Origin of the sequence: Streptomyces sp. NBC_01551 (genome assembly GCF_026339935.1) — a bacterium.
GTDB lineage: Bacteria > Actinomycetota > Actinomycetes > Streptomycetales > Streptomycetaceae > Streptomyces.
Genome location: NZ_JAPEPX010000001.1, coordinates 124,273 through 147,129, shown reverse-complemented (window position 1 = coordinate 147,129; position 22,857 = coordinate 124,273). Strand labels below are relative to the sequence as shown.

At 72.3% G+C, this 22,857-nt stretch carries 20 protein-coding genes; 13 read left to right on the top strand and 7 right to left on the bottom strand.

Going from position 1 to position 22,857, the window contains the following annotated elements; genetic code table 11:
• Window positions 1-174 precede the first annotated feature (174 nt).
• From OG982_RS00525 to OG982_RS00490, 8 genes are all read left to right on the top strand, one after another.
• Window positions 175-615, top strand: coding sequence for a hypothetical protein (locus OG982_RS00525; RefSeq protein WP_266790772.1), 441 nt, complete (start codon window positions 175-177; stop codon window positions 613-615).
• Window positions 616-665: 50 nt separating this feature from the next.
• Window positions 666-836 carry a hypothetical protein gene (locus tag OG982_RS00520; protein ID WP_266790773.1) on the top strand — a complete coding sequence of 57 codons (171 nt, stop codon included), beginning with the start codon at window positions 666-668 and terminating at the stop codon, window positions 834-836.
• Window positions 833-3,076, top strand: coding sequence for an NACHT domain-containing NTPase (locus tag OG982_RS00515; RefSeq protein WP_266790775.1), 2,244 nt, complete (start codon window positions 833-835; stop codon window positions 3,074-3,076). Before OG982_RS00520 ends, OG982_RS00515 begins: the two co-directional genes overlap by 4 nt.
• A gap of 805 nt (window positions 3,077-3,881) precedes the next feature.
• Window positions 3,882-5,366, top strand: coding sequence for a sensor histidine kinase KdpD (locus OG982_RS00510; protein ID WP_266790777.1), 1,485 nt, complete (start codon window positions 3,882-3,884; stop codon window positions 5,364-5,366).
• Between the two features lie 20 nt (window positions 5,367-5,386).
• Window positions 5,387-5,776, top strand: coding sequence for a roadblock/LC7 domain-containing protein (locus OG982_RS00505; RefSeq protein ID WP_266792309.1), 390 nt, complete (start codon window positions 5,387-5,389; stop codon window positions 5,774-5,776).
• Complete coding sequence (locus OG982_RS00500; RefSeq protein ID WP_266790778.1) at window positions 5,773-6,129, top strand: DUF742 domain-containing protein; 357 nt, start codon at window positions 5,773-5,775, stop codon at window positions 6,127-6,129. The genes OG982_RS00505 and OG982_RS00500 overlap by 4 nt, the downstream gene beginning before the upstream one ends.
• Window positions 6,110-6,733 carry an ATP/GTP-binding protein gene (locus OG982_RS00495; RefSeq protein WP_266790780.1) on the top strand — a complete coding sequence of 208 codons (624 nt, stop codon included), beginning with the start codon at window positions 6,110-6,112 and terminating at the stop codon, window positions 6,731-6,733. Before OG982_RS00500 ends, OG982_RS00495 begins: the two co-directional genes overlap by 20 nt.
• Window positions 6,730-8,154, top strand: coding sequence for a cytochrome P450 (locus OG982_RS00490; protein ID WP_266790782.1), 1,425 nt, complete (start codon window positions 6,730-6,732; stop codon window positions 8,152-8,154). The genes OG982_RS00495 and OG982_RS00490 overlap by 4 nt, the downstream gene beginning before the upstream one ends.
• Window positions 8,155-8,164: 10 nt before the next feature.
• Here the strand turns inward: OG982_RS00490 and OG982_RS00485 are convergent, their stop codons facing one another.
• Entirely contained in the window at window positions 8,165-9,247 is a 1,083-nt protein-coding gene (locus tag OG982_RS00485) for a hypothetical protein (RefSeq protein WP_266790783.1), read from the bottom strand.
• Window positions 9,248-9,644: 397 nt separating this feature from the next.
• Window positions 9,645-10,736, bottom strand: coding sequence for a PP2C family protein-serine/threonine phosphatase (locus OG982_RS00480; protein ID WP_266790785.1), 1,092 nt, complete (start codon window positions 10,734-10,736; stop codon window positions 9,645-9,647).
• Window positions 10,737-10,986: 250 nt separating this feature from the next.
• On the opposite strand from OG982_RS00480, the gene OG982_RS00475 reads away from it, so the two are divergent.
• The 3 genes from OG982_RS00475 to OG982_RS00465 are packed head-to-tail and all read left to right on the top strand — an operon-like array spanning window position 10,987 to window position 13,511.
• Window positions 10,987-11,394 carry a YciI family protein gene (locus OG982_RS00475; protein ID WP_266790787.1) on the top strand — a complete coding sequence of 136 codons (408 nt, stop codon included), beginning with the start codon at window positions 10,987-10,989 and terminating at the stop codon, window positions 11,392-11,394.
• Window positions 11,391-12,563, top strand: coding sequence for an RNA polymerase sigma factor (locus OG982_RS00470; protein ID WP_266790788.1), 1,173 nt, complete (start codon window positions 11,391-11,393; stop codon window positions 12,561-12,563). Before OG982_RS00475 ends, OG982_RS00470 begins: the two co-directional genes overlap by 4 nt.
• Window positions 12,564-12,611: 48 nt before the next feature.
• Entirely contained in the window at window positions 12,612-13,511 is a 900-nt protein-coding gene (locus tag OG982_RS00465; protein ID WP_266790789.1) for an NAD-dependent protein deacetylase, read from the top strand.
• Window positions 13,512-13,534: 23 nt separating this feature from the next.
• On the opposite strand, the gene OG982_RS00460 is transcribed toward OG982_RS00465, so the two are convergent.
• The 4 genes from OG982_RS00460 to OG982_RS00445 all read right to left on the bottom strand — a co-directional run bounded on the left by OG982_RS00460 (window position 13,535) and on the right by OG982_RS00445 (window position 19,344).
• Window positions 13,535-13,927, bottom strand: a complete 393-nt coding sequence (locus OG982_RS00460; protein WP_266790790.1) for a YciI family protein — start codon at window positions 13,925-13,927, stop codon at window positions 13,535-13,537.
• Window positions 13,928-14,024: 97 nt separating this feature from the next.
• Entirely contained in the window at window positions 14,025-16,475 is a 2,451-nt protein-coding gene (locus OG982_RS00455; protein ID WP_266790791.1) for a SpoIIE family protein phosphatase, read from the bottom strand.
• An 86-nt stretch (window positions 16,476-16,561) separates the two neighbouring features.
• Window positions 16,562-17,722, bottom strand: a complete 1,161-nt coding sequence (locus OG982_RS00450; RefSeq protein ID WP_266790792.1) for a PP2C family protein-serine/threonine phosphatase — start codon at window positions 17,720-17,722, stop codon at window positions 16,562-16,564.
• Between the two features lie 68 nt (window positions 17,723-17,790).
• Window positions 17,791-19,344, bottom strand: coding sequence for a serine/threonine-protein kinase (locus OG982_RS00445; protein ID WP_266790793.1), 1,554 nt, complete (start codon window positions 19,342-19,344; stop codon window positions 17,791-17,793).
• A gap of 129 nt (window positions 19,345-19,473) precedes the next feature.
• Here OG982_RS00445 and OG982_RS00440 point away from each other — a divergent pair, with 129 nt between their 5' ends.
• Complete coding sequence (locus tag OG982_RS00440; protein ID WP_323139213.1) at window positions 19,474-21,468, top strand: FHA domain-containing protein; 1,995 nt, start codon at window positions 19,474-19,476, stop codon at window positions 21,466-21,468.
• Window positions 21,469-21,545: 77 nt separating this feature from the next.
• Here the strand turns inward: OG982_RS00440 and OG982_RS00435 are convergent, their stop codons facing one another.
• The gene (locus tag OG982_RS00435; RefSeq protein ID WP_266790795.1) at window positions 21,546-21,995 is read right to left on the bottom strand and encodes a nuclear transport factor 2 family protein; all 450 of its coding nucleotides are present in this window, start codon (window positions 21,993-21,995) and stop codon (window positions 21,546-21,548) included.
• A 122-nt stretch (window positions 21,996-22,117) separates the two neighbouring features.
• Here OG982_RS00435 and OG982_RS00430 point away from each other — a divergent pair, with 122 nt between their 5' ends.
• A complete protein-coding gene (locus tag OG982_RS00430) occupies window positions 22,118-22,690 on the top strand; it encodes a TetR/AcrR family transcriptional regulator (protein WP_266790796.1) in 573 nt (190 codons plus the stop codon).
• The last annotated feature ends 167 nt before the right edge of the window (window positions 22,691-22,857 follow it).

The window sequence follows — 22,857 nt, the reverse complement described above, 5'->3', positions numbered from 1 at the left end:
CCCGCGGCCCCGGACGCGGCAACGGCGCGCTGTCGCGACGGGTGCCTCATCGGTGCGTCCAGGGCCGAGTCGCGCGGTGCTCGGCTGGTTTCCCGGAGACCCCGTCTGACGGTGCATGCCTTGGTACGGTCGTCGGACGACCGGAGGACCACAGGTACGGGCGAGGGGGCGGGCATGCTGGAAGAGGCGCTGTCTGCGGTGGCGGCGGCGGGTGCCACGGCGGTGGTGCAGGCAGCGGGTACCGACGCGTGGGGCGGGCTGCGGCAGCGGGTGGCCCGGCTGCTCGGGCGCGCGGACGGTCGCCGGGAACGGGCGGAGCTCGAACGGCTCGACCGGACCGCCGAACTGCTGGCGGCGGCCGGGCTGACGGAGGCAGAGCACGTTCGGGAGGGTCAGGAGATCAGCTGGCAGGGCCGCTTCGAGGTCCTGCTGGAGAGCCTGGACGCCGGGGAACGTGAGGAGGTCGCGGCCGAGCTGCGACGCCTGGCTGCCGGGCGGCCCGGACCCGGTCCGGCGGGCGGCACCACGGTGTCCGGCAACACCTTCCAGGGCCCGACCGCCGTACAGATCGGCGACTGGAACCGGCAGGACGTCCACTTCGGCTCCGGGGCGTGACCGGCCTCGGCCCGGGAGCCGGTGGTGATGCCCTGCCGGCAGGGGTCGGTGTGGCGCCCTCCCGACCGGGTCTCCAACCGGCGCCCGAACACCTCGGGGAGGAGAACGATTCCGGCCCGGCGGAAGCGGACGACCAGGACGCCGGGAACACCTTCAACAAACCCACCGCACTCGTGATCGGCGACCACACCCGGCAGCACAACCGCATCGGCTCCCCATGAGCGACAGGGAGCCGGGGCCCGACCACACCCCCCACCGCGACCACGGCCCGGATACCTTCTTCAAAGGCCAGGTCGCCCTGCAGAGCGGCAACCACAACGTCCAGAACGTCTACTTCACCCTCGCCCTCCCCGACCCGGTGGAGCTGGGCGCGCAGAGCCTGGGCCACGCGGTGCTGGCACAGTGGCGCCAGGAGGCCGCCCTGCGCGGTCTGCTGGAGCCGGACCCGATCCCGGTAGGCTGGCGCGCCGCGAGCGCCGCGGAGCTTGCCGACCACGCCGAGCGGACCTGGCGTCCCGGCGAGGCGAGTACCGCGGACCTGGCGTCCTTCGCCGACGCGTTCTCGCACTCGCAACGGCGCAGGCTGGTGGTTCTGGGCGGGCCGGGCAGCGGCAAGAGCAGCTTCGCCGTCCTGCTGGTGATCAAACTGTTGCAGCGGATGGACGTGGGCGACCCGGTCCCGGTGCTGCTGCCACTCGCCTCCTGGCGGCCGGCCGAGGAGCACCTGACCGGGTGGCTGGAGCGCCAGCTCCTGCGGGAGTACCCCTATCTGGAGCGCGGGACGGTTCGTGAGCTCCTCGCCCGCAACCGCGTCCTGCCCGTGCTCGACGGATTGGACGAGCTGCCGGCCGCCGAGCGGCCGAACGCCCTGCGGGCGCTCAACACCGCTCTGGCGGCGGGCATCGCGCTGATCCTGACGTGCCGGACCGAGGACTACCGGACGGCGGTCCACTCCGCGTCCGTGCTGCGGGAGGCCACCGTGGTGAAGGCCGACCCGCTGACCACCGAGCAGGCCGCGCAGTACCTCCTCAGATCTGCCACGCCGCAGCAGCAGGAGCGCTGGCGCCCGCTCGCGGACGCGCTGCGCAAGGACCCGTCCTGCCCCGCGGCCGAGGTACTGAAGGTCCCGCTCATGCTGTGGCTGTGCCGCACCGCCTACGAGCATCCCCACCCGGACGAGCCCCCCGAGGAGCTCGCCGACCGGCTCCACTTCCCCACCACCGCAGACGTCGAGCGCCACCTGCTGGATTCGCTGGTCCCGTCCGTCTACCCCGCACATCCGCTGCCGCCTCCCCAGCCCGGCCGCAGGACGTCACGGGAGGCGCCCTGGGAGGGCCGGCGGGCAGACCAGCAGCGGGTCTCGCACTGGCTGGGCTTCCTCGCACGGCACCTGGAACGGCGCGGCACGCCCGATCTCGCCTGGTGGGAACTGGGCACCGCCGTGAGCCTCTGGCCGCGCATGGCCGTGACCGGGCTCGTCTGCGCGGTGTGCGTCGGCCTCTTCGTCGGCCCCGTGGACGGGGTCCAGGCAGCCCTCGCCTATCCGGGGCCCGAACCCGGCCTGTGGCCCCGACTCGTGCACGGGATCCTCGTCGCCGCGGTCGACACCCTGATCAACGCCGTCCCCGCGGCCATGGCCTTCGCCCTCGCCCACGGGATCGGCTTCGCGTTCAAGGGCGGGGCCCTCGAACCCTCCCGCGTTCGCATCCGCCTCGGACGCGGCGCGCGACGGCAGGGGGCCAGGTCCGGCACGGAGATCCTCGCCCGGGCCGGGCTGGGGATCACCGGAGGGCTGGCGGGCGGGCTCGGGATCGGCCTGCTGCAGGGGATCGTCCGCAAGCTTCTGTCGGGCGACCCGTACGCCCTCAGGGTCGGGCTGGTGGACGCCGTCATCTACGGCTGCATGTTCGCCGTCGTGGGCGGGCCCGTCGCCGCCGCGATGGCCTGGTGCGAGGCGCTCGAACCCATCGAAGAGGCCCCGGGCCCCGGTGAGCTGCTGGCCCGCAACCGCAAGGCCGTCCTCCTGCAAGGGCTGCTGTTCGCCCCGCTGTTCGGGGCCGCGGTCGCGGTCGCGGGCTGGCCTGCCGTCGAGCTGCTTGACGGCTACCTGTGGGGCATCCGGCTCGGCTGGACCATCCCGGACGGGCTCCGGTTCGGGCTCCTCACCGCCTTCGGAGCCGGGCTCGGCACCGTACTGAGCCTGACCGCCTGGGGCCAGTGGGCGGTATTCGCGCGCCTCTGGCTGCCGTTGACCGGGCGGCTGCCCCGCACGGCGATGGGATTCCTCGAAGACGCACACCGGCGGGGCGTGCTGCGCAAGGTCGGCGCGGTCTACCAGTTCCGCCACACCCGCCTCCAACAGCACTTCGCCCGACCGGCGGTGCGGCTGCCCCACGGGGGCTCAGCCGACACCCGCGAGCCTCAGCCGGCGGCGAAGGCCCGTTCCAGACGGGGGATGTAGTCCACCAGGTCCTGGGCCCAACAGCCGGCCGATGACAGCGCCCGGCTGAACTCCGGCAGGGCGGCGGGCGCGCCCCGCCGAAGGCGACGCCGTCACCGGCCGCCGAGCGGGCAGCGACGGGGACAGCCGTCAACGCGGTTTAACGGTCGTCGCTTGAACGGGGGAGCCGTGCGGGCGGCTCGTTGACCGCTGCCGCACGGCTCCCGGCCGGTGTCGCGCCGAGCGCCCGCCCTGCCGCGCCGCCCGGCCGGCGCGTCCGGTCGCTCGCGATCCGGCCGATGACGAGAGCACATGTCCGGACCGGCCCCCGCGTCGATGGACCCCGGGCGTGGTGCCCCCCAGGACCCCACAGGACCGCACGGAGGAGGCGGCGGGCGTCGGGGGCGGGGAGACGCGGCCGCCGGGCTGCCAGATGCGGTCGATTCCATGCGTTCGAGGTGCGCGTCATGACAGGGATCGATCAATTGCGGGCCCAGGTCGGTCAACGCGGAGGTTCCCGTTCCAGCAAGGTCACATGGTGTACCCGAACTGACTATTCTCCCCTGCGTGTTGCGCTGCACTCACAGCGAGTAACCGAACGCCGTGTCGCACGCGGATGGAGGCCTGGCCGCAGGGAGAGGTGACCACCGATGCGATCTCGAACCGATCCGTCGGGGGCACCCATGACCTCACCAGCGCCCGGCCGGGCGACGTCCCGACCGCTCCCGCCGCGGCACCGCAGCACCCCCAGTCCACTCATTCCAGACTGTTTAGGGACCCCTCGATGGTTCGTACCGGTTCAACCCCCGGAGGCTTGCCACGTGCAATGGCTCCGGCATGGCTCATCCCTCCCGGCCTGCTGGCCGGGGCCTGCGGCATAGCGCTGATCTTCGTCCCCGCGCAGATACGCCCGCCGGTTGCCTGGTGCGGTCTCGTCGCGGTCGTCTTGACGGCCGTCACCTCGGCCGAGACGGCGCGCCGGGCGCGCGCGGCGGAGCGGGTGCGGCACGCGCGGGTGACCGCCGACGTGCAGCAGTACTACGCGCAACGCGAGGCAGCGCTGTTCGGTCGCCTGTCCGATCAGCGGGCCACCACGGTGTGGCTCGCCGAAGAGCTGCTTCCCGCGGCCGTCGCCCGTATGCAGAAGGGTGACCCTGCCTCGGAGATCCTGCAGGCCGTCAGGTTCGGGGAACATCTCGACAGCGACTTCGCCGAAGCCCTCCGGGCGGCTCTGCGGACGCTCCTGGAAGCGGTGGAGGCCGAGGAACAGACGCGGGACTCCTCCCAGCGGGCCTTGGTGGCGATCGCGCGCCGGGTCCAGGCGATCGTGCACCAGCTTGCCAAGGACCTGCGGGACATGCAGATCCTGCACGGCACGGATCTCGTCGTCTCCCACGGCCTGCAGGCCATCGACCACCGCAACGCCCTGATCGGGCGCCTCGCGGCCAGCGTCGCGGTGCTGGGCGACGCCCGGCCCGGCCGTCAGTGGTCGAAGGCGATCCCGCTCTATGACGTCGTACGCGGCGCCATGTCACGCATCGTGGACTATCCCCGCGTGAAGCTGCAGTCGGTGACGGAGGTCGCCGTCATCGGTCCGGGAGCCGAGCCCTTGATCCACCTGCTCGCCGAACTGCTCGACAACGCCACGACCTTCTCGCCGCCGCACACCCCGGTAGAGGTGAGCGCCAGCGAGGTGCCGTCCGGCATCGCGATCGAGATCGAGGACCGCGGGGTCGGGCTCACCGAAGAGGTCCGCCAGCGCATCGACCGGGTGATGGCACAGAGCGGCTCCAGCCTGGACCTGGCGGACCTGGGTGAGGCGACGCAGCTTGGCCTGCCCGTCGTCAGCAGGCTGGCCCGCGAGAACGGCCTCGAGGTCGACCTGCGCCCCTCCGCCTACGGAGGAGTACGGGCCGTGGTGCTCGTGCCGCGGCGCCTGATCACCACCGTCGAGCAACAGCCCCAGAGGGTGCAGCCGTTCGCGCCGAAGCGGACGAGTGCGCCGCATCGCACGAGCGCCCCGATGCGCACGAGTGCTCCGATCCCGCCGATCCCGCCGAGGCCGACGGTGCCGCGCGAATCCGTCGAGGTCAGGCAGACCGCGAACGGGCTGCCGCAGCGCCGACGGGAGTCGCCCGTCCCGACACCGGTCGTCCGCACGACCCCCCAGCCCCCCGTTGCCCCGACCGTCTCCTCCGCGGGGGCCGGCCCGGCCCGGCAGCCGGGCCTGATGTGGGAGGCGTTCAGCGGTGAGAAGAGATCGGGTACCGACCCTTCCCTCCAGCCCGAGCTGTCAGATGAGGATGAGTAACCGTGACGCCACTGCCCAACATGGACTGGATGCTCAAGGAGCTCGCGTCCAGCGTCCCTTACGTGCGACACGTGGTCGCGCTCTCGTCGGACGGTCTGTGCATCGGTCAAGCGAACACGGAGACCGACACCGCCGACGCGATCGCCGCCGCCTGCTCGGGGATGCAGAGCCTGGCGAGGGCCATCGCGCAGAAGTTCCCGCACGGGGACGGCTCGACGCGCATGGTCGGGATCGAGGTCGACGGCGGCTACTTCTCCCTGATGGCGGCCGGACCCGGGGCCTACCTCGCGGTACTGGCCGACGAGGAGGTGGACGCGGGGCTGCTGGGCGACCGCATGCGGACGCTCGTGCTCAGGATCGGCCAGCACATGACGAGCCCCCCTCGTGATGACGTCGGGCAGGCGATGTGACGTCAGAGCACCACGGCGCGTGGGACGAAGGCAGTCCCGTACCGCTTTATGTCATCTCCGGTGGCTCCGGTTCCTCGGCCAAGGCCTTCAACCTGGTCACCCTCATCACATCGAGGTCCGCACCCGAACCCGCGATGCAGCCCGAGCAGGCGGCGATCCTCGCCATGTGCCAGTACCCGCTGTCGGTGGCCGAGATATCCGCGTATCTCAGTCTGCCGTTCAGCGTCCTCACGGCGCTGCTCTCCCAGCTCGTCGAGGAGGAGCGGGTCGAGGCGATCGCCCCGGTTCCCGTCGCTGCGGTCCCCGAACTCGGCCTTCTGGAGGCGGTGATCCATGGACTACGCAATCTCTGACGTACCTGCCGCAGGCCCCCGCGGCACCGACGTGCTGCTGCCGTACGGCGCCAGGGGCGTCAAGGTGGTGATTGTCGGCGGCTTCGGGGTCGGCAAGACGACGATGGTCGGGGCGGTGAGCGAGATCTCGCCCCTGACGACCGAAGAGACCATGACGCAGGCCGGCGTCGGGATCGACCACAATCCCGGTGCCGAGGGCAAGAACACCACCACCGTCGCCATGGACTTCGGCCGCATCAGCATCAACGAGGAACTGATCCTCTATCTCTTCGGGACGCCGGGCCAGGAGCGCTTCTGGTTCCTGTGGAACGGCATCTTCGAAGGCGCGCTCGGCGCCGTGGTCCTCGTCGACACCCGCAGGATCGAAGTCTGCTTCGAGATCATCACCCGCCTGGAAGACCGCCGCGTCCCCTTCGTCGTGGCCGTCAACTCCTTCCCCGAGGCCCCGCAGCACCCGATGGCAGCTCTGCGGACTGCGCTGGACCTCAACGAATCCGTGCCCATCGTCACCTGTGACGCGCGCGACCGGTCGTCCTGCCGTGACGCCCTGCTCTCGCTGATGGGCTACCTGTGCACCCTCGCCGCCGCCCAGGAGTCCGCATGACCGTCCCGCCCGCCGACCGCACCACGACCGAACCGGGGCTCGTCCCGCCCCCGGGATGCCCGGCCCACGCCGCCACGGGCGCCGGGGGAGTGACCCGGCTCCATGGCGCCGCCGCCGAGACCGACCCCATGGGCCTGTACGAGAAGCTGAGAGCCGAACACGGTCCCGTGGCGCCCGTCCTGCTCGAAGGGGACGTGCGTGCCTGGCTCGTCCTCGGGTACCTCGAGAACCGTGATGTGGCCACCCGTTCCACCCAGTTCTCCCGCGACCCCCGCACCTGGCACGGCTGGAGGAGTGGCGAGATCGACCCCGAGACCTCGCCGCTGGTGCCGATGATCGGCTGGCGTCCCGACTGCGTGTGCGCGGACGGCGAGGAGCACCAGCGCCTGCGTGGCGCCGTCACCGCCGGACTCAACCAGTTCGACCAGCGCGGGATCCGCCGTCACATCACCCGCTTCGCACACCAGTTGATCGACGGGTTCAGTGAGAGAGGCGGGACGGAGCTGGTCGGTGAGTTCGCCGAGCCCCTGCCGATGCTCGTCCTCACCCACCTGCTCGGCATGTCGGACGAGGACGGTCCCAAGCTCGTCCATGCCGCCCGGGACCTCTTCAAGGCCACCGAGACGTCGCTCGCCAGCAACGCCTACGTCCTGGAGACCCTCAAGGAACTCGTCGCCGCCAAGCGGATCCTGCCCGGGCAGGACATCGCATCCGTGCTGATGGCCCACCCGGCCGGCCTCAGCGACGAGGAGGTGCAGCACCACCTGCGCCTCATCCTGCTCGCGGGCTACGAGACCACCGCCAACCTCATGGCCAACGTGCTGCGGATGTCGGTCACCGACCCGCGGTTCCGCGGGTCGTTGGCCGGTGGCCAGATGACCCTGCCCGAAGCGGTTGAGCAGGTGCTGTGGGACGAGCCGCCGTTGATGGTGTGCCCGGGCCGCTGGGCCACCGGCGACACCACGCTCGGAGGGCAGGAGATCAAGGCGGGGGACATGCTGCTGCTCGGCCTGGCCGCCGGCAATGTCGATCAGGCGGTCCGCCGGGATCCCTCGACCCGCGTGCACCACAACCGCGCGCACCTGTCCTTCAGCGCGGGCGCCCACGAGTGCCCTGGTCAGGACATCGGCCGGGTCATCGCCGACACCGGCATCGACATCCTGCTCACCCGGCTGCCCGACATCAGCCTGGCCGTCCCCGAGTCCCAGCTCAGCTGGCGTTCCTCGACCTGGGCCCGGCATCTGACGGCGCTGCCCGTGAAGTTCGCCGCCCGTCCTCGGGAAGCCCGTGAGCTGCTGACGACGCCGCTGCCGGCGCCGCCCCCGCCGACCACCGGGTTGCCCATGGCACCGCGCATGCCGGATTCCGTACCCCGTGTCTCGTGGCGGGCGCGGCTGAAGCGGTTCCTGCGGATGCGGTAGGCCCGGCGTCCTACGACGCCGAGTGATACCGCTCGCGGGCGGGCGCCGTGGCGCCCGCCCGCCGTTGCTCCGGGACGGCGCCGCTCTCGGGGGCGTAGCGGGGTGCCCCCGTGTACCAGGCGTGGAGCCCGGACAGGAAACTCCAGGCACCTCGGAGCCAGGCCTCCAGCTCGATCCGTTCGCCCTGGTCCAGTCCGGCCCGCTGGACGAGCGGGGGCAGCTCGCTCTGTATGAGGTGCTCGAAGTGGCGCAGCCGGGCGGTGACCAGATCAGCGGCGGCGCGCATCGCCTCCTGGACGGTGATGCCCAGGGACGTCTCCAGGACGACGACGAGGTTGTTGACGTCGTACTCGTCGTGAACCTCCCGCTGGTAGGAGGCGATGTCGTTCGCCAGCCCCATGTAGTCCATGAAGGCGTCGAGGAGGGCGCAGACGGTCCGGCTGTGCCGGATCCGCTCGGGGATCCGTGCGCCGGTGGCGAGTTCGACGGAGTAGGGGGCGGTGTACGCGGCGAAGCTCTCCCGGCGGAACTGGGCGTACTCGATGAGGTCGGGGACGCGGCCGGCGCGGCTGTTGACCAGTTCCTGGACTCCGGCGTCGATGTAACGTCCCAGCGCCCGGTTGAGCCCCCGCCGCCAGTGCGCGAGCCTCGGCGGGAACAGGCGTTGCTGGAGGTCGGCCATTCCCTGCTCGACCGCGTTGGCCGGCTCCGGCAGCCGCGTGCCCGGCTCCGGAGGCAGGAAGGCGTGGAGACGGGCGGTGAAGGCCCGCGCGCCCGCCAGGTCGCCCGTCTGCTTGAAGGCGGAGGCGAAGTAGTCGTCCCAGGCCAGGGCCCAGAGGTTGAACCGGTGATTGAGCCGGAGGCCGACGAGCGAGGCGTCGGGAAGGGTCCATGCGGTCAGCTGGTCGACAGCCATCGCGTGGAACTGGGACCGGGTCCAGATCGGCCGGGCCGACCGGGTTTCGTCGCCGGCCAGCATGCCCGTCTCGCGCGCCCACGTCTCGCTCTCCTCGCGCAGGACCGACAGGTACGGATTCAGCCGCACCGGGCATGGCATCCGCAGTATGGGAAGTTCGATGTCCTGCACTCTCATGGGATCCCTACCTCCCTTTCGGCGCACATCGGTGTGCGGACCACACACGCGAGCGGGCTGCCGTTCGAAGGAAACTCCAGTTCAAGGGCGTGAACGGGCTGTCGGAGACTCGCTGCGTCATGCAAGGACGTGAACGCGCTGCACATTCGACGATGGTCGGGCCGACCGGCTCGGTGCCGGAGTGTGACGATCCACGACGGGGGCGGACATCGATGAGTTCCCGCCATTTGGCGCACCAACCCTTCCCACCGTGACCGATCCACAACCTCGTACGGTTGTCTTCGGCCACGATCAGAGCAGGATTGCGCAAAGGAAACGATCATTCTGGTCGGGTTTGGCTGAAATTCGTGCGCCATCGAGGTCGAGTGGCGCGGGCCGCTCGCCGGGACTCCGTGCCTCAGGGCTCGCGCAGGCGTACGGCGAGGGCGGCGACGTCGTCGTCGAGGCGTCCCCTGCTGTAGTGGACGAGGTCGCGGTGGAGGGCCGTGAGCAGTTCGCCGGGCGGCGTCGGGGGCTGCCGGCGCATCCAGGCCGTCAGCGGGAAGAACTCGCCGTCGCGGGCGCGGGCCTCGGCGATCCCGTCGGTGTAGAGGAGCAGCAGGTCGCCGGGGGTGAAGTCGAAGGTGTCGATGTTGTAGTGATCGCCGATCAGCTCCGCGAGGCTGAGCAGTGGCGAGGGGGTGTCGGGGTCGAGGACACGGAGGTTCCCGCGGCTCAGGAGCAGCGGCGGGGGGTGTCCGCAGTTGAGGATGCCGATGTGTCTGCCCACGTGCGGGATCTCGACGAGAAGGGCGGTGGCGAAGCGCTCCATCGGCCCCTCCGGGGGGAAGGCGGCGTTGTAGCGGGTGCTGCTGGCGTCCATCCTGCGTGCGACGTTGACCATGTCGGTCTCGTCGTAGGCCGCTTCCCGGAAGGCGTTGACGATCGCCGCGGCCGCCCCCACGGCCGGCAGGCCCTTGCCCCGCACGTCACCGATGAGCAGCCTGACTCCGTACGGGGTGTCGACCACCTCGTAGAAGTCCCCGCCGATGCGGGCCTCGGCCGCGGCCGCGAGGTACAGCGACTCGATCTCGATGTTCCCGAAGCGGCGCGGCATGGGGCTCAGCACCACCTGCTGCGCCGCGTCGGCGACGAGCCGTACCTGGAAGAGGGTGCGCTCCCGCTGGAGCCGGAGGTGGCTTCCGTATGCGGCGGCCACGGTGACCGCGACGATCCCCGCGGCCGTCCACCACGTTCCCAGGTCGGGGAAGACGAGGCCCAGGCCGATCATCAGGCAGAGGCAGACCGTCCCGAGCAGGACGGTGGGGAGCACCGGCCACATGGCGGCGGCCAGGGCCGGCGCGGCGGGCAGGAGGCGGCTGAAGGCCATTTCCGGCGGCGTGGCGTAGGCCAGGCTGGCGATCACGATGGTCAGAATGACCGGCGACAGCCGCACGAGCCACCCCCGGCCGTAGCGCCGACGCAGCCGCGGCCGTCCAGACTCGATCACATTTCCAAGGGTATCCGGGCAATAAGGGCACAGCACTCCGACGAACGGGGCCGACTGCCCGCGCCACTGCGGGGAATCGTGGGCCACGGCGGTCACACAGCGCTACTCGTTGAGCCGGGCGAGTGATCCCGGGCCGGGTCGGGGAATTCCGCGGAAAACTTCGCGCCGGAATGTCGAGAACCCGCGCGCGGCTCCGTCCCGGGAGCGAACACGGCCACACTGGGGGCCGTACCTCGTCAAGGAGAACAAGATGGCCAAGTACCTGCTGCTCAAGCACTACCGGGGCGCGCCGGCATCGGTCAACGACGTGCCGATGGACCAGTGGGAGCCGGAGGAGGTGTCGGCCCACGTGCGGTACATGAACGACTTCGCCGCTCGGCTCGAGGGCACCGGCGAGTTCGTCGACAGTCAGGCGCTCTCCCCGGAGGGAACCTTCGTCCGCTACGACGGCGAGGGGCGGCCGCCGGTCACCGACGGCCCGTTCGCGGAGACCAAGGACCTGATCGCCGGCTGGATGGTGATCGACGTCGAGACCTACGAGCGCGCGCTCGAACTGGCCGGCGAGCTGTCCGCGGCTCCGGGTGCGGGTGGGAAGCCGATCCACGAGTGGCTCGAGGTGCGTCCGTTCTACGGCGTGCAGCCGACGGCCACCGAGTGAACGAGTCGCTGCTCAGGGAACTGGTGCCCGCGGTGATCGGTGTCCTCGTCCGTCGCGGAGCCGACTTCGCGGCGGCCGAGGACGCCGTGCAGGACGCCCTGGTCGAGGCCGTGCGCGGGTGGCCGGAGGAGTCCTCCCCGAGCTCTTCGAGCGGGGGACCCATTCGGGACCCCAAGGGCTGGCTGGTCACGGTGGCCTGGCGGAAGTTCCTCGACGCCGCCCGCGCCGACACTTCCCGGCGGCGGCGAGAGGAGCTGGCGCGGGCCGAGCCCGTGCCCGGCCCGGGCGGGGCCGTGGACGACACGCTCCAGCTCTACTTTCTGTGCGCGCACCCCTCCCTGACACCGGCATCAGCCGTCGCACTCACGCTGCGCGCGGTCGGCGGTCTGACCACGCGGCAGATCGCGCGGGCCTACCTGGTGCCGGAGGCGACCATGGCCCAGCGCATCAGCAGGGCCAAGCGGACCGTCTCCGGCGTCCGGTTCGACCAGCCCGGTGACGTGGCCACGGTGCTGCGCGTGCTCTACCTGGTCTTCAACGAGGGCTACTCCGGCGACGTCGACCTCGCCGCCGAGGCGATCCGGCTCACGCGCCGGCTGGCGGCCAAGACCGACCACGAGGAGGTCGCGGGCCTGCTGGCGCTCATGCTGCTCCACCACGCACGGCGCCCGGCACGGACCGGCCCCGACGGCAGGCTCGTGCCGCTCGCCGAGCAGGACCGCAGCCTGTGGAACACCCACCTGATCACCGAGGGCGTCGCGGTGCTCCAGGCCGCCCTCGCCCGCGACCGCCTGGGCGAATTCCAGGCCCAGGCGGCCATCGCCGCGCTCCACGGCGACGCCCGGAGCGTCGAGGAGACCGACTGGGTGCAGATCGTCGAGTGGTACGACGAACTGGTGCGCCTCACCGACAGCCCGGTGGCCCGCCTCAACCGGGCCGTCGCGGTGGGCGAGGCCGACGGCCCGCGGGCCGGCCTGGCCGCCCTGGCGGGGCTCGACCCCTCCCTGCCACGGCACGCCGCCGTCGAGGCGTACCTGCACGAGCGTGACGGTGATCCGGTGACCGCGGCACGGCTCTACGCCCTGGCCGCCCGATCGGCGCCCAACATCCCCGAACGCGACCACCTCACGCGGCAGGCCGCCCGGCTCAACGCGCGGCTGCGCGGTTGAGCGGCGAACCCGCCGGTGGCGCCGTCGCGTGTTGCGTACCCTGGCGGCATGCGCATGCGCCCCACTCTGAGCTGGACGCCCACCGGGGACCTACGGCCCGGCACCGCCGATCCGGAGCCGGTCGCCGACGCGCTGCGCGGCGGCGGTGTGCTGGTGCTCAGCGGGGCCGGCATGTCCACGGAGTCGGGCATCCCCGACTACCGGGGCAAGGGCGGGAGCCTGCGCCGACACACCCCGATGACCTACCAGGAATTCACCGCCGACGCCCAGGCGCGGCGCCGGTACTGGGCGCGCAGCCACCTGGGCTGGCGCACGTTCGGCCGGGCCCGGCCGAACGCCGGGCACCGGGCCGTGGCGGCGTTCGGGCGGCACGGCCTGCTCTCGGGGGTGATCACCCAGAACGTCGACGGCCTGCACCAGGCCGCCGGCAGCGAGGGCGTGGTGGAACTCCACGGCAGCCTGGCGCGGGTCGTCTGCCTTTCCTGCGGCGCCTTCTGCCCGCGCCGCGACCTCGCTCGGCGGCTGGAGGAGGCCAACGCCGGGTTCGAGCCGGTCGCCGCCGGACTGAACCCGGACGGTGACGCCGACCTCACCGACGGGCAGGTCGGGGACTTCCGCGTGGTGCCGTGCGCGCGGTGCGGCGGCGTCCTCAAGCCGGACGTGGTGTTCTTCGGCGAATCCGTTCCGGCGCAGCGGGTCGAGCACTGCCGCGACCTGGTCGGTGAGGCGGCCTCGCTCCTGGTCCTGGGCTCTTCACTGACGGTGATGTCCGGGCTGCGGTTCGTCCGCGAGGCGGCCCGGGCCGGCAAGCCCGTGCTGATCGTCAACCACGACCCGACCCGCGGCGACCAGCACGCCCTCACCCGGGTCGCGCTCCCCCTGGGGCCGACCCTCACCGCCCTGGCCGACCGACTGGGCATCCCGGTCGACGGCCGGGCGGCTACCTGAGCAGGGCGTGACCGGCGGCCGGCTCAGGCCTCTGTCGGGTCCTCGGGGATCAGGTGCACTTCGACCGGTTCGCTGCCGGGCTTCCCGCCGGGTCCGGGGCAGGCCGACGCCCGTGCGGCGATCTCCAGGGCCCGCTCCTCGCTCGTGACGTCGACCACCCAGTACCCGGCCAGGATGGGTCCCGCCTGGGCCGGCCCGTCGGTGACCTGAGGCCGCCCGTCGTTTCCGGCCCGCACCGTCTTGACCAGCGAGGGCCCACCGAGGCCCCGCCCCTCCACCCATTCCCCGGCGGAAGTCAGGTCGTTGTTGAGGGCGCCCATGTGGGCGAACATGGCTGCCATGTCGTCCTTCGAGTACGACGACATGACGTCGTCCCACTCGGCTGCCGGGACGTTCAGCTGGATCATGTACTTCATTTTCCTCACCCTTCCGGGGCGGCTGCTCGGTTCTTCGGGCTTACGAGGAGACAGACCGCCGGACGCCGCGAAACTCATCGGTGGTGGCGGACACGGCTCACTGCGGGGGCCGGTCGCCCGACGGTGCCAGGGGGATCTCCGCCCACACCTGTTTGCCGCCGCTGAGCGGTACCGAGCCCCAGGCCGTCGTCGTCGCATCGACGATGAGCAGCCCGCGGCCGCCGGTCGACTCCCAGCTCACCCATACCGGTTTGACGGGGCTGCGCGGTGACGCGTCGTTCACCGCGATCCGCAGCCGGTCCGCCGACAGGGTCAAGTCCATGCCCACTTCGCCCTGCGTGTGCGCGATGGCGTTGGTGACCAGCTCGGACACCACCAGCAGCGCCGCGTCGAGTTCCTCCTCCACCCCCCAGGACCGCAGGGTGCGGGCGGTGAAGCGGCGCGCGTGCAGGACCGCGTTGGGCAGCCGCCACACCGTCCAGTGGCTCCGCATCGGCCGGCCCCCCGTACCGTCGTAGCGCAGCAGCAGCAAGGCCACGTCGTCGTCGCGACGGCCCCCGCTGACGACCAACTCGTCGGCGACGCCTCCGGCATCGACCGGGTTGGCCGCCGCGAGCACGCCGCACACCCGCCGCATGCCCTCCTCCATCGGCAGCCTCGCGGACTCGACCAGGCCGTCCGTCAGCAGGACGAGCACGGTGCCGGGGACCAGCCCCACCTCGGTCATCGGGAACTCGGCTTCCGCGAGCACGCCCAGCGGGGGCCCGCCCTCGACCACCATCTCCTCGGCGACGCCGTCGGGGTGGCGCAGGACCGGCGGCAGATGGCCGGCCCGGACGACCCGGGCGATGCCCTCCTCCATGTCCAGGTCCACGTACCCGCAGGTGGCGAACAGGTCGGTCTCCATGCCGACGAGCAGACGGTTGGCCCGCGCGACCACCACATCGGGCGGGTGGCCCTCCACCGCATAGGCCCTGACCGCCGTGCGCATCTGGCCCATGATGGTGGCGGCCCCCGCGCTGTGCCCCTGGACGTCCCCGATGACGAACGCCACATGACCGTCACGGAGAGGGATGACGTCGTACCAGTCGCCGCCCACCTCCAGCCCGGCCGTCGCCGGAAGGTAGCGGGCCACGGCGACCCCGCCCGGCAGCTCCGGGAGCTTGCGGGGCAGCAGACTGCGCTGGAGCATGGTGGCGAGTTCGTGGCCCGCGTCCAGGGCGTGGGCGCGCACCAGCGCCTGCCCCACCAGCCCCGCGGTCGCGGTCAGGAGCGACCGCTCCTCGGGTCCGAACCGGTGCTCCGTGTCCCACCCCACCAGGCACACCCCGACCATCCGGCCGTCGGCGGGCAGCGGCAGCACGGCGAGACCGCCGGGCCCCACGCCCAGCAGACCGGGTTCGAGGTCCGCGCCCGGCGGCCACAGGCTCATGTGCCCCCCGCGCAGGGCGCTCTGCAGGGTGGGGAGGTCGGCCAGCGGGGCGTCGGGCCACTCGGACCGCCATTCCGAGCGCCACACCTCGGGCCAGGCATCGGGTTCCGGAGGGTCGAGGGCGGTGACGATGAGCCGCTCGGGCTCCAGTTCGCCGACCGCGACCCGGGAGGCGCCGAGCGGCTCCCGCAGGGCGGCGACCGCCAGCCTGCTGACCTCCCGGATGGTCGCGGCTCCCGCCAGCGTGGCCGACAGCCGCTGCACGAGGGAGACTTCGTCGGCGCTGGGGCGCAGATAGGTGGCATCGGCCACCACGCCCAGGACGCGCCGCGGCCTGCCGTCGGAGTCCACCTCCACGCGGCAGCGCAGCCCCAGCCAGCGCAGCTCGCCGTTGGGGCGGCGGATACGGAACGCCAGCTGCTGCCCGGCGGCGGCCAGCCGGTCCGGCTCCACGATCGCCATCAGCGCGGGCATGTCGTCGGGGACGGCGCACGCGAGCAGGGTCTCCACCTGCCCGTCGAACTGCTCGGGGGGCAGGCCGAGCAGCTCCAGCACGTGCGCGTGGGCCTCCATGCGGCCGGTGCTCAGTTCCACGATGAACGCGCCGCCGTGATCAGGCACCAGGGACTGACCCAGATGTGCCTGCGGCGCCGGGGCCTTGTGTCCGGCCCAGCGAGCGGCGACCGATTCGAGTCCGGCGGCCACCTGGTCGGCGTAGAGCTCCAGGAGGCTGCGGTCGTCGGCGCTGAAGCCGTCCCCGGCCTGCCCGGCGACGATCAGGCACCCCAGCTCCTGGTCGCGGTGCCCCAGCGGCAGCGCGCCCAGCGAGATCCTGGCCGGCGGGTCGGGATCGCCGTCCCGGACCCGGGTGGGGAAGTGGTGGGGATCGTCCTCGATGAAGGTGGCGAGTTCCTGGGGAGTCAGCCACAGCGGGCGGCCGGAGCGGTAGGCGTTGGCGGCGGGCGAATGGCCGGCCACGGCGAGGATCGCGGGCAGCCCGTACAGGACGCCGCGGTTTCCGGTCAGCTCGGCCAGATGGAGTTCCCTGCCCTGGTCGGCGACCACGTAGACAGCGGCAAGCTCAGCCCCGCAGAACGCAAAGCCATGACCGGTCACTGCCCGTATCACCTCCTGCCGGGGGCAACCCGCCGACCGCCCTGACTCCATGCTGTCGCGCCCGGCACCGTCCGGGCGAGTCGGCGCTACGCCGGACCGCCGGCCGGCGGGTGCTCCTCGTCCTCGCAGCGGTCGACCACGACGACCGCCACGTCGTCCGCCAGGCGGCTCCCGGTGTGGCGCAGCAAGGCCTGGTGCAGGCCCTGCAAGAACGCCTCCCGGGTGCGGTCGCGCATGGTCACCATGGCCCCGGCCAGGTCGAAGAAGGCGCTGTCCCGGTCGCGGGCCTCGATGACGCCGTCGGTGTACAGCAGCAGCCGGTCTCCCGGTGCGAACGGATGGCTGTCCGGCCGCCCGGGAGGACCGGTGACGAACTCCTCCAGGCCGAGCGGCGGCAAAGGGGCGGCGGGCATCAAAGGCGTGACCGCGCCGTCGCACAGCAGCAGCGGTGGCGGATGGCCCCGGTTGATCACCTCGACGTGAGGGCTGTCCGGGATCTGGGCCACGAGCGCGGTGACGAACCCCTCCAGGAGGGCGTCCTCCCCACCCGTCGCGCCCGCGACGACGGCGTCCCGCCGCAGGGCCGCTCCGCAGTGGTTCACGACCTCCACCAGGTCGTCCTCGTAGTGCACGGCCTCCCGGAACGCGCCCAGCACGATCGCGGCGGCCCGTACGGCGGGCAGTCCCTTGCCCCGGACGTCCCCGACGATCATCCGGACCCCGTACCGCGTCTGGATCACGTCGTACAGGTCGCCGCCGATCTGCGCGCCGGTCTCGGCCGCCAGGTACATGCTGGCCGCCCGTACGGGGCCCAGCCGGTCCGGCACCGGCCGCAGCAGGACGTCCTGGGCGGCCGTGGCGATGCGGCGGACCTGGTTGAGCTCGTTCTCCGTGCGCGTGCGCGCGGCGCGGCTCGTCATGAAGCTCGCCACCGCGACCAGGAACAGGGCCAGGAAGTTCGTGTAGACCTGCTGGCTGCCCCAGGCCTGGTTGTAGGTGGCGGTGGCCACGCTGACACCGACGGCCGTCCCCGCCGCCGCGAGCGTGCCCTTGGGCCCCATCGTCACGGCCGCCAGAGCGGGAGTCGCCACCAGCAGGGGGCCGGTGTACAGGACGTGCAGGGGCGTGAACTCGACGAGGAGCACCAGCAGGGCGATCGCGAAAGGCACGCACTCCGCGAAGACGAAGAGGACCTGGTGGTGGCCGTCGGCTCGCGGTCCAAGGGGCGAGCGCAAGGGCGCTCTCATGAGTACAGCCTGCCTCGCCCGCACCCATGGCCGCCACCGCGGACCACCGGTCCCGTGGCCGGCAGGGATCAGCCGGTGCAGGTGATCGAGAAGGGGACCGGGTTGGAGGTGGTGCGGGTGGGGCTCTGGAGTTCCACGGCCATGCCGGTCGTCAGGGTGCCGGACTTCGCGTAGGTCGTCAGGCGCACGGTGTCGTGTCCCGTGGGGTTGGCCTTGTCCCCGATCGACATGGTGCGCCAGTGCGGATCCACCACCGAGCCGTCGCCGGACACCCAGCGGTAGGAGATCAGGGTCGGCTGGGACGCGGTGAACGTCGCGGTGAACGCCGGGGCCTGGTTGGCGGGGGTGGGGCAGCGGCCGGTGTAGGTCGTGTTCGCGCCCGCCACCGACATCCGTACGCCCGAATCCGCAGCGGTGTCCTCGTCGCCGCCCGTGAGGGCGTGGACCAGCCCGGCGGCGGCGATCAGTACGCAGACGGCCGCGCCGGCCGCGACGAAGGCCGCGGTACGGCGCTTGCGGGGCGGGGCGGGGGGCACGGGTGCGGGCGCGTCGGCTGCGAGCGGGGCGGACGCGAGCGGGGTGGACCCCGCGACGGCGGGCTCCGTCCTGGTGGGCGCCCCGGCGGTGGTGGCCGCCGCCGCTGCCGTGGCGGCGTCCCCGGGAGTCGGCAGGACAAGGCCGGCGGCCGTGGTGGCGTCCGGTTCGTGGGCGATGTCCCGCAGGGCTGCGGCGACTTCGGCGGCGGGGGTCCGCTCGGCGGGCTCCTTGCGGAGCAGCCCGGCGATGACCGGCGCGATCGGACCTGCGCGGGCCGGCACCGGCGGTTCCTCGTCCACGACGGCCCGCAGGGTGCTCAGCGCGGTGTCCTGCCGGAACGGCGAGACCCCCTCCACGGCCGCGTACAGCAGCACGCCGAGGGACCACAGGTCCGACTCGGGGCCCGAGGGGCGGCCCAGCGCCCGCTCCGGCGGCAGGTACTCGGGGGAGCCGACGACCTCGCCGGTGATGGTCAGGGCGGTGCTGCCCTCGACCATCGCGATGCCGAAGTCGCTGAGCACCACCCGTCCGTCCTCGGCGAGCAGCACGTTGGCGGGCTTCACGTCCCGGTGCTCCACCCCGACGGCGTGCGCGGCGCGCAGCGCGCTCAGCACCTGCGCGCCGATGTGCGCGGCGTGCCGCGGGGTGAGCGGCCCCCCGGCGCGCAACAGATCGGCCAGCGACTGGCCGCGGACCAGTTCCATCACGATCCAGGGCCGGTCGTCCTCCATGACCACGTCGTGGACCGTCACCACGTTGCGGTCGGGTATCCGCGCCGCGGCCCACGCCTCACGCTCCAGCCGGCTGTACATCCGCGCGATGTCGTCGGCCCGCAGACCGGCCGGGGCCCGTACCTCCTTGACGGCGACCTCCCGGTGCAGGGTCTCGTCGCGGGCCCGCCACACGGTGCCCATCCCGCCTTCGCCGAGCCGGGACAGCAGCCGGTAGCGGCCCGCGATCAGCCGTTCCCCCTCTGGCACAAGGGGCGTTGGCGCGGTGGTGGCGGTACCCGCACCGGTGGCGGTGCCGGCGGTGGTGGCCGCGAGCGCGGTCTCCGTCAGGGTCTCGGGTTCGTCGTTGTACATGGGGCGGTTCTCCCTCTGATCGCCGGCCGACGCGAACATCACGTACGGACCGGGCCCCCGGTTCAGGGGTGCGCGAAAGATTCGTGGAAATGGTTGAACCGAACACGTTCTCGATGACGTGTTGCCGGTGTGCGAGGAAGTCGTACGAGGAATCAGCGGCGTCGATTCAAGGGGTGTGGAGTGCCATCGGTCATCGTTGGGCGCACGGGTCCGTTCACCGGGCAGAGCGTGGTTGTGGGCGGCGAGCCCCTCAGCTTCGGGCGCAAGAGCGACAACAGCGTCGTGATCGTGAGCCCCAGCGCCTCCCGGCTGCACGCCGAGATCCTCACGGAGGACGCCGGGTTCGTCCTCTACGACCGGGACAGCCGCAACGGCACGTTCGTCAACGACCAGCGCGTCAGCCGGCATGTGCTGCGTCCGAACGACTGCATCCGGATCGGTGATGAAACGTTCCTTTACGAGGCGCAGGACGCGATGGAGACGGTCATGGACCTCTCCCTCCTGGACGTCCCCCGGGCAAGCACCGCGGACCCCGGCATGCTGCGGGTCACCGTCACCGGCGGTGGCCCGGTCGGCCTCGCCTTCGCGTTGGCGCTCGACGAGATGCTGCCCGGCCGCACCGTCATCACCCTCTACGACGGGCGCTGGACCAGGAAGGGCTCCGCGATCGTCTGGAAGGACGAGACCCAGGGCAATTTCCGCCGCCAGCAGGTGGTGACCGTCCAGAGCCGGCAGTACCTCGCCCTGTCCGGGGAAGTCCTCGGCGCGCTGTTCGACGACGACGCCGCCTACTCCGAGATGTGGCCCGTCGGCCCGGACTCGGTCGACGGCCGCCCGCCCCGCAACATCCGGATCGCCCACATCGAGGACAGACTGCTGGACCTGGCGAACCGGAGGCCGGCGATCCGGCTCGTCCCCAAACGCTTCGACGTGACCGAGCAGCAGAACCGGCTCGCCCAGGAACACGTCCTGGTGGTCTGCGAGGGCGGCCGCTCCCGCACCCGTGAGCACTACGCCGACCGCTTCGGCGCGGCCGACGCCTCGATCTACTCCCTCGACGGCGAGCACCTCCAGGACATCGTGCTGGGGCTGCGCGTCAAGTCGAAGCTGCCGGATCCGATGAGCGTGCTGCTGACGGTGTCGCAGAACCGGTTCCTGCTCAACTCGCTGCGCGGCGAGGGCTTCCTGAACATGCGCCTCACCCGGGAGGAGGCCAGGAACGTCATCGGCATCGACCCGGTCCGCCACGTCTTCGAGGAGTGCATCGCCGCCCGCCCCTGCCTGATGAGCCGGCAGGAGGAGGACAACGAGTTCCGCTGCCCCACCCACGGCACGCTCTTCCTGCCCGCCCTGCTGCGCGGCTCCCCCCTGTGGAAGGAGATCCGGCAGGGCCTCAGCCTGTTCGGGGTGGCCGAGGACGACCTGTCCGCGATCACCTCGTTCCGGCTGGACATGGTCCAGCGCCCGCGGTTCACCGCCCAGCTGAACCGGCCGACCGCGACCAGTCCCGGCACCTACGGCTTCCTGCTGGGCGACGCGGCCAACGCCATCCACTTCTGGCCGGGCCGCGGCCTCAACAGCGGTCTCGCCTCCGCCGCTTCGCTGGCCCGCTCGCTCAGCCGCGCCTGGCAGGGCAAGCCGCTGCGGGACGCCGACTTCATCCGGCACGAGGCGGCGATGTCCATGCTCCAGTACCGGCACAAGAGCCGGGCCTGGAACGCCATGGTGACCACTGACGAGCAGGGCGTCACCCGCGCCATCAAGGACATCATCGCGCGCAGCGCGGAGGCCGGCGGCGGTGCGGGGTTCGGTCCGGCGGGTGGTGCGGCGTCCGGCGCGGCGTCCGCCCCGGCCGGCGGGAGCGACCTGGACGCGCTGTTGGAGCGGATGGCCGGGATCCGCGACCGGCTGGGGTCCAGGCTCCCCGGCCTGCCCACGGACGGGGAACTCCGCTCCCACCTCGCCTCGATCGCCCCCGCAACCCTCCGCACGCTGCGGGAGAGCGGCGCCTGGGACACCCTGATCGTGGGCGGCGAGGAGGCCGACATCGACCTCTTCTACCAGTCGGACTCCCCGGTCTTCGTGCCCCGCCCGGTCGACCCCCGGGCCCTCGCGCAGGCGTAGCGCCGGGGCGGGCGGGCCGGACCCCGCCGTGGCGGGCGGCGCGGCAGGCGGGGGTGCGGCCCGGCCCGGCGGTGGTCCTACTCGCCCTGCCCGCCCTCCAGCGCCTCCACCAGCTGGGGCAGATGGCCGCCGGCCACGACGAGGGCCAGGTGGTCGTGGAAGTCCCGGCTGGTGACGATCAGGCCGTCGCGGACCCGCAGCACCTGGATGTTGGCGGTTTCGAAGGTCCGCCCGGTCGCCCGGTGGTGAACCCGGTAGTCCCACTCGGCGACGACCACCTCCCGGTCGTCGGTCTCCCGGATCACCACGTTCATCGGGGTCAGCTCCACGGGCGAGCTCGCGGCGACCGCCGCGAGCCGCTCTTCGAGCATGGCCCGGCCCTCGAACCGGCGCGGCCCGACCGGCTCGAAGACGGTCTCCACGACGGCGTCTTCCGCGTAGAGTCCGGCCAGCTCCGCGTACCGCCCCGCGCCGATGTTCTCCAGCAGCTTCTGGGAGACCTCTCGCGGTGACAGCGTTTTGGGCATGATCAACCTCCGGCGGGATCGGCCACTAGAATCGGACTAGCGGCTCCGTTTTCGACGATACGGACTGGCGACTCCGGTTGTCCAGTGGTTCTCCCGCCGCGGCAGAGGAAGGCGGAAGAGGGATGAGTGGCGCTCAGGAGCGTCCGCTGCGGGCGGACGCGGCCCGTAACCGGGCCAGGGTGCTCGATGTCGCCACGGAGGTGTTCACCACCCGCGGCGTCGGCGTGCCGACCGAGGAGATCGCCCGGGCCGCCGGGGTCGGTGTCGGCACGCTCTTCAGGCACTTCCCGACCAAGGAGGCGCTGCTGGAGGCCGTGATGGTGCGCAGGCTGGAGGAGATGGCGGCCGTGACCGCGCAGCTGGAGGCGCGGGCCGATCCGGCCGAGGCCTTCTTCGCCTGTTTCCGTCTGGTGGTGGAACGGTCGGCGGGCAAGAACGAGTTCGCCCAGGCGCTGGCCGCGGCCGGGGTGGACGTACACGCGTCGCTGCGCGAGCCGACCGAGGAGATCCAGACCCGGCTGGCCGGCCTGCTGTCCGAGGCGCAGCGGGCCGGGGTGGTCCGCGCGGAGCTGCGCCTGCCGGAGCTGCTGGCCCTGCTGGTCGGTACCGGCGCGATGGTGGAGCAGCTCAGCGCGGACCCGGCGGCCGTGGAGCGGATCTTCGAGGTGGTCTTCGACGGCGTGCGGCCCCGCTGACCGGCCCGGGGGCCGCCCCGGGCACCGCCGTGCCGGGTGGCCGCCGCGCCGGGGAGCCGGGGCCGGACCGCCCCTCGCCCGCCGGGCTGCCCCCGGGGAGCCGGGGCCGGACCGCCCGAATGACGTGGCCCCGGGCGGGCAGGCGTCGTACGGATCCGGCGGATCCG